Source organism: Rhodococcus sp. no. 34 (genome assembly GCF_054589475.1).
On sequence record NZ_BAAILK010000047.1, the window covers coordinates 429,563 to 436,816 of the forward strand.

A 7,254-nucleotide genomic window follows, 5' to 3' on the forward strand; every position below is an offset into this window, starting at 1 on the left:
TTCACTCCACGTCCAACTGCCTGTCGAAAGCCTGTCGAATCAGTCCCAACGCATAGGGCAATTCATCGTATGCGGCCAGGAGGAAACGGGTTTCGCCCGTACCCCAACGGCTGATGTCACTGACATCTGCACAGATTTCACGCGGATCATCGAGCTCTTCGTAAGGAACATGTAGTTGGATACGCAATCCACCCGCCTGCGGAACGAGATCCATGAACGTACCGTTAGCTGCGAAATCGATGTGCACCTTGCGGTACTCAATCGCTATCGTCGAATCGAGAGCCCGCAATTCCCTTACCAGCGCGTCATACATCTCACGGATACGCTGGGATCTCAGATGCTCAAAGTTGTCTACGCCATACTGCGGACCCGACGTAAGCGCATCTACTGCAACACCTTCCGGCATACTCGGCCGAGACCAGACCTCCACCGCCCGCTGTGCTAATTCAGTTCCCCGGTCCATGATTGCTGACTCATCCCAAACCGCAAGATCCCGCAGACTCTTGTTCAGCCGAAGCGGACTGTCCCGAAAGCCACCCTTGATATCACGCTTCTCCGAAAACGGTCGATCACTGTACTCCGAGTTATATCCGGTCAGAGTCAGATTTCCCAGGGAATGCAACCACTCCCCTTGAACCCGCTCCCATTCAGCTCCGAGCGATTCGCGCCATGCAGGCGACAGGTCCGGGTTCTGCGGCAGGATGTGCTCGATTGTGTACTGTCCAACCTGAGCAGGTTCTTTTGTCGCCCAATTCTCCAATCTACGAAGGAGATACAAGCGGCGTTTGAAATTGTACGCATCGAAACGGTGCAGGGCAGCGGCGAACGTCTCGTCATTCGGAAACTTCTTGTACGTCCCGAGACTGAGAAGATTTGCCGCAAGACTGTCGAGGTAGTTCGACTTGTCGATCGTCTTCGCCAAGTTCTGGAACGTAAGCTTCAGCGAGTTGGGGGGGATCCCGCACACGGCTCGACGGAATACGTACGATTCCAACATCCGAATGACCTCAACGAAATCATCGCGACTGATTACGCCGTCTTCGTAGTCGTTGTAAAACTCGAGCATTGCAGGGTAGGCCGTGTCGGCCTTCAGTTCATTGAAGTCGGCGAACGCATCTCGCAGCGTCGCATCCTCTTCCCTACCTAGTGCAATTCGGCAATAGTAGCCGGCATGATCGCGTAGCCCACTGAGCACCTTGTGTAGATGATCAGCGGCGTTGATATCTCCGTCTGATCCCGCAAGATTCCGAGAGTGCTTCTTGAACGCCTCGTAAACTTCGTCGCGCTTCGGCGTCACTCCCGTTTTCATCGTGAGATAGTTGCGGACAAAGGCATCGAATTGGGTTGCGTACGCCGACTGGCCGAATCCCAACTCCATTGGACGCCAATATTTTTCATATAGATCTCGCTGCAGTCGGTTTGGCGCACCCATCAGTACGTAATTCCGAATCAAGTCTGCTTGGCTGAGTTCCTTGCCTGTCGAGTTCATCGACTCGAAGATCAACTGCGGATTCTCCTGATCGCGTGCAAGCGCGATGTCCACAACCATCAGTTTCGCCAGTCCCTGACAAACGACGGCGAGGTCTCCACCCTGCCGAACATAGTCCTGAATGGCTTGACAGAACCACTCGTGATTCGCCGTGACCAGCAGTGAATGGTCTTCTGGGCGAGGACGATTGTCAAGCAGAGCGATGAGAGTAGATCGATCCGTCTGAGTGAGAAGTAGCTTGTACCGGCGATCGTCGTCCTCGTCATCATTGATGAGGAAGCGTTTGTGTAGCTTCGTGGGTGAATATCCATCGAGCGGTTGCTGTTCCGACGCGGGTAGCTTCGCCAGTTCCGAAGCAAGCGCATGGATCAGTAGCGTTACAGACGTCAACCGTTGCTGACCATCGATCACCAAGAGTGGTTCTTGGCTCGTCAGGTTTGATTGCCCCTTGCTGATATGGACAATCGAGCCGATGAAGTGCGCCCCGACGCGATCACTGCCACCTGCACGCACAACGTCATCCCACAGCGTCTTGCACTGCTGCACCGTCCACGAGTACGTGCGCTGATAGATAGGGATCTCGAATTGCACTCCCGTCCTCAGGAAGTCCATCAAGGTTGTTTCGGAGGCTTTCATTTCAGAGTTCTCCTCGAAAAGCCCGGTGCTGGAGAGAAGCAAATAAGTCATCAAAGGCGCCGAGCGCACTCTGCTGTTGGCGCTTTAGTACATCGATCTGAGCTGCCTTCAATTCAAAAGACTTCTGCAGCCCGATTGGAGGTACGACGATTGGAAGTTCTCTAATCGGCCCCTGAAAAAGATTAGCTTGAGCAGAGGAATTCGCGCGTTGCTGCATCATTCGTTGCAACTGCGGTGTCCGCAGGTAATGCATAACAAAATTCGGAAGCAATTGATCAGGAGGGAATCGCACCAATGCAACACTTCTCACTAGCGAGAACGGCTCCATCTCCGGGACCACCGCTACACGCCCAATCGACCCAGAACACGAAATTAAGATGTCGCCGACTTTTGGGTCACAACGCTTGCGGATACGCTCATATTCTGAGGTTCCAATATGATCAACAGTGCCCAGGTCAAGCCTACCGTGATGCACATTGCGAGCCGAGAGCAGTAGGACGCCTTCGCTCTCCCGCTTCGGCGTTTGATGTTCGCCATCGGTAACTTGAAGAGCTATTTCTCCTATATTCACCGTACGGAACAGGGTATCTTTAGAGCCCGCATCTCCAAACATGTCGATGAATATCGACTGGGTTAACTCCTCCAACTGGGCGAGCGCTTCGCGGCGCTTGGCACGGAGGGTATCGGCATGATCGAGAATCGCCGCTATCCGGCGCTGTTCGGGGAGGGGAGGGAGCGGGATCGCTATCGTTGCAACGTGCGCAGGGCGAGCCCTCATCAGAGAGCCGCCAACCCCCGCCACTGTCTGCATCAACTGAGCATGAAAAACATCGCCAGTCAGCACGTGCCGAAGCCAATCAGCGTGAATCCGATCGGAGCGGAAAACCATCCACTCACCAGAGGCAATCAGCCTTCGCCCCTGGTCAGATCCAACTACCCATGCTCGCCTAATATGCGGCACAATCCTCGACAGAAGAAGATCTCCAGCAGAAACGATCTGCTTCGAGGATCCGATTCCTGATCCTGATACTATTTCGGGCGCACCGGCATCGAATGCCGGAATGCTGTAGAGATCAAATACTTCATCCGGATGTTTTGACGGGTCCACCGAACCTGCACGTTTAACCATCAGCTCACCCAACTCAACTGTCGGCCAGGCGGTCATTCCGAACCACCGGCGAGCATGTCGCGGAGCTGAGCCATGCCGTCGACAATTTCCTTCTCGAGGCGATCCAGATCGTCCAAAATGGCTGCAGGAGAACGATGCTCAACCTCTTCGTGAACTATTTCCTTGTACCGATTCAAGGAGAGGTCGTACCCCTGAGCCACGATGTCAGCCTTCGAGACGCAGAATGACTGCTCCGTGCGCGGCCTGTTGATCTCATGTGAATCACGAAGATTCCAGCGATGCAACACATCCGGCAAGTTGTTCTTCGCATGTTCGTCGCCGGAGACCGCGGCGAGTACACCTAACTTGTCCTCATCGAGCAATGGTGTGCGTCGATCGTCGAGCGAGTAGCCATCGGACTGAACGTCGTAGAACCAGACGTTGTCGGTTCCACCGGAGTCCGTTTTCGTAAAGAAGAGAATCGCTGTGGAGACACCGGCATACGGCTTGAACACGCCAGAAGGCAGCTTCACAACCGCGTCGAGCTTTTGGTCCTCAACCAGGATCTTGCGAAGCTCCTTGTGAGCCTTGGAACTTCCGAACATCACGCCGTCCGGCACGATGACGGCCGCGCGCCCACCGGGCTTGAGGAGCCTCAGGAAGAGAGCCAGGAACAGCAATTCCGTCTTCTTGGTCTTGACGATCTGCTGCAAATCCTTTGCGGTGTTCTCGTAATCCAGCGAGCCCGCGAACGGCGGATTGGCAAGGATCAACGAATACGCGCCGGCATCACCGGTATTGGCTTCCGCCAACGAATCTCGGTATCGAACGTCGGGCTGCTCGACACCGTGAAGCATCATGTTCATCGAGCCGATTCGAAGCATTGTGTTGTCGAAGTCGAAGCCATGGAACATGTCGTGGTGGTACTGCTCGTGACCCGCCCCGGAATTGATCGAGTCAGCGTGATTTGCGCGCATGTATTCGGATGCCCCGACCAAGAAGCCACAGGTACCCGAGGCAGGATCGACAATGCGATCGCCAGGCTTGGGTTCCATCATCTCGACCATCAGCTGGATGATGTGGCGAGGGGTACGGAACTGACCGTTCTGACCGGCACTCGCAATCTTGGAGAGCAGGTACTCGTAGATGTCGCCCTTGGTATCCAAATTTTCCATGGGAACACCGTCAAGGCGGTCGATTACGCGCTGGAGCATCCCTGCATTGGGGATTGTGAGTCGCGCATCCTTCATGAAGTGCGCGTACGTGGAATCCTCACCACGAATGTTCTTGATGAAGGGAAAGACGCGCTGATCGACCACTGCGAAGGCCTCATCGGCAGACATGTTCTTGATCCGCGACCAACGCAACTCGTCGTAGTCACGCCCTTCGTCGTCGGTTCCGATCGGAAAGGGGTTTCCTTCCACAGGGCGGCCGAGCATGTTGGCTTTGCTGAGCGCAAGCGTCTGCTCGTCGTCGAGACGCCGGATGAACAGCAGATACGTGATCTGTTCCATCACCTCGAGGGGATTGGATATGCCGCCCGTCCAGAAGGCATCCCAAACCGCGTCAACCTTGCTTTTGACCTCACCAGTAATCACGTGTGCTGCTACCACCTTGTTCTGCGTATCGGTAGACACAGTCAACTGTGCCCCCGGCTGCCGCTGCAACATTGCAGAGTACCGCGCTCACTCACCTTCAGCTTGGTCGGCGCCACCCAACACCGGCAGGTTGGTTCGAATCAACAAACTTGTCGGTGCCCCATGCCAATCTGTTCGGCTCTCGACAATGCGGGGGCCAGAAGTCGTCTCGACTTCTGTTCTCACTAACGAGGGGGACCCGATGAGTACCAATTCCGACGAGTTCGAGGACGCCATCGCGCGAGAAGTTTCATCCGGTACGAGTGCGTTCTGGAGGCAGGTTGCCGCGCAGTTGGCACGCGGGCTGGTTGTGTACGCCGCAGTTGCAACGATGATGCAGCTGGTCGTTTGGATTATCTCGCTGAACGAATCCAATCCGTCGGATATCAGCGTCGCGATGAGCATGGAGCCGGTCTTGGGTGTAGGCATCCTCGGAATTCTGGTTGGTATCGTGACTGTTCTGCATGTAGCCGCATGGGGAGCAGAACTGTTGAGTACCAACGATATTGTCGTCCAAATTCGCAAACGCTACTTAGCCACCACCGGGATCGCCATGGGGCCGCTCGCCACCTTCATCGGCATGTCGGTCCTTCTCAATGGCGCACCTGAAAGGATCGAATTCAGTGGCATCGCGGTCGCAATGTTGTCGGTCGGTGTAGTGATCATTTCCTCCGACCTGTATCACCTCCTCGGCAAGGATGCGCCTGTTCAGCGTCGGCTGCCTGCGGCCGAGCGAAGTGCAAACATCGAGAGTCTCACGGTCGTGGCGGACCTATGGCGACCCAGCGCGCCAATGACGTCCGGTACTCGTAGGTTGCATGTCGCCCTTGACGTGTGCGCGATCGGCGCCGCGGCGACTCTGCCTGCGATTCTCCATTTCCTGTATCTCGGAGTGGTCGATCATCGAGAGATCAACTGGGCGTCGACTATTGGCGGCGTGGTCCTCGCGGCGGGGTTCCTGACAACACTCGCACTGTACACGGTCTTCGTCTCGACCCGCTTGTTCCTCGGCCGAGATTTCGGTACCGCCGTCTTCATCGTCGTCATGGGAACCCTGTCGTACCTCATCGCCATCTTGACCTTCACGATCGCTGTACTTGAAGCGTGGCCGAATTACTCAATCGTTGTCGCGCGAATTCTGGTCGGCACCATCGCACTGTTCCTGCCGGCTGTGCTGGTGGGCTGGGGATTGAGTCGAGAGCATGCACGCTGGATTCCCGGATCCACCCTCCGAAGCGCGATGCACGCCAGCCTGGTCCGAAAGATCGAATCTCTACGAAGAATTCAGTCCGAAGCGGAAACCCCGACGGCACGGCCCGGAGTCTGGGCTCGCTTCGTCAGGTGGGTTGATCGCGTGACTGGAGTCCCAGAGACCAACTGATCCCACTGATCAGGTGGATTCGGTACGTGCCGAATCCGCCTGATCAACCATGGTCGAGTGACCTTTCCAGTACATATTTGGCGAACCCGGCGTTGTGATACTGCCGAAATGGGCCCTTGCCCTTGGCAACAAGATGCTCCGCGAGCGGACGAACCGTCGTCATGTCGACGGGCAGTTGAGCAAACTGTTCCAACGCATCCGAGTCCTCGAGACTGCAGTCGATCACGGTCCCGTCGCCGTCGGCGGACGCCAACTCGGTGCGTCTGATGGCGACCAGATCGTGCTTGGCGTCGAGTTCTTCGATGCTGCAGCCGGTTCGCGATTCCAGTGCCGAACTGGATACGTAGACGGATATGACGTGCTCGATCGGCTTACCGCCGACCAGATGGCACTCGACGCTCAGAATCTCCATCGGACCGATATTGAGTGTGAACAAGCGATGGCGCTCCGCGGATCGGTTGGTCGACGGCAGGCAACTGATCGTCCACTGTTCGATCTCGACGGCGGCCGGAGCGTCGAACGCGTAGGAGAGAACCTCGGCAATCAGTTCGGCGAGATCTTCGAAGAGAGGGTCGCGCTGCAACCGCTCGAAATTCTCGACAGAAGCGGCGGGACGCACAGGCGCCTTGCTCACGCAGGTCCCCTCTCGTCCGGTGCTTTGCTCTCAGACCTCGCGTCCAAGGTACCCAGCCCTACGCGGGTCTCGCGCGTTCGCCCTCACATACACCCTCGCGTTATGGTTCTCGACACGTACCACCGCCTTACCGATCGCTAACTCGAGGAGCACACGAAGTGGAAATCAAGGGAACCGCAGCACTGGTCACCGGAGCGGCATCAGGCCTCGGCGCCGCAACAGCCAAGCGCCTCGCCGACGCCGGCGCTACCGTCTTCGGCCTGGATCTGCCCGCGTCGATCGAGCGCGCAGGCGACAACGTCCCCGCCGGCGTCACCCTCATCCCCACCGACGTGACCAGCGGCGAAGAGGTCGAAGCAGCGATCAACC

The 7,254-nt window shown here is 56.6% G+C and carries 6 protein-coding genes; 2 read left to right on the top strand and 4 right to left on the bottom strand.

Going from position 1 to position 7,254, the window contains the following annotated elements; all coding sequences use genetic code 11:
- Position 1: 1 nt before the first annotated feature.
- The 3 genes from ACYP01_RS27690 to ACYP01_RS27700 are packed head-to-tail and all read right to left on the bottom strand — an operon-like array spanning position 2 to position 4,831.
- Positions 2-2,176, bottom strand: a complete 2,175-nt coding sequence (locus ACYP01_RS27690) for a GmrSD restriction endonuclease domain-containing protein (protein WP_447000992.1) — start codon at positions 2,174-2,176, stop codon at positions 2-4.
- Positions 2,127-3,290 (bottom strand): restriction endonuclease subunit S, encoded by a 1,164-nt coding sequence (locus ACYP01_RS27695; protein WP_447000991.1) that lies wholly within the window; start codon positions 3,288-3,290, stop codon positions 2,127-2,129. Before ACYP01_RS27695 ends, ACYP01_RS27690 begins: the two co-directional genes overlap by 50 nt.
- Entirely contained in the window at positions 3,287-4,831 is a 1,545-nt protein-coding gene (locus tag ACYP01_RS27700; RefSeq protein ID WP_447000990.1) for a type I restriction-modification system subunit M, read from the bottom strand. Before ACYP01_RS27700 ends, ACYP01_RS27695 begins: the two co-directional genes overlap by 4 nt.
- A 241-nt stretch (positions 4,832-5,072) precedes the next feature.
- Between ACYP01_RS27700 and ACYP01_RS27705 the strand changes: the two genes are divergently transcribed.
- Positions 5,073-6,251, top strand: a complete 1,179-nt coding sequence (locus ACYP01_RS27705; RefSeq protein ID WP_459683234.1) for a hypothetical protein — start codon at positions 5,073-5,075, stop codon at positions 6,249-6,251.
- A 43-nt stretch (positions 6,252-6,294) separates the two neighbouring features.
- On the opposite strand, the gene ACYP01_RS27710 is transcribed toward ACYP01_RS27705, so the two are convergent.
- Positions 6,295-6,885, bottom strand: a complete 591-nt coding sequence (locus ACYP01_RS27710) for a hypothetical protein (protein WP_459683236.1) — start codon at positions 6,883-6,885, stop codon at positions 6,295-6,297.
- A gap of 158 nt (positions 6,886-7,043) precedes the next feature.
- On the opposite strand from ACYP01_RS27710, the gene ACYP01_RS27715 reads away from it, so the two are divergent.
- A partial coding sequence (locus ACYP01_RS27715; RefSeq protein WP_116103880.1) for an SDR family NAD(P)-dependent oxidoreductase occupies positions 7,044-7,254 on the top strand: 211 nt, incomplete at its 3' end.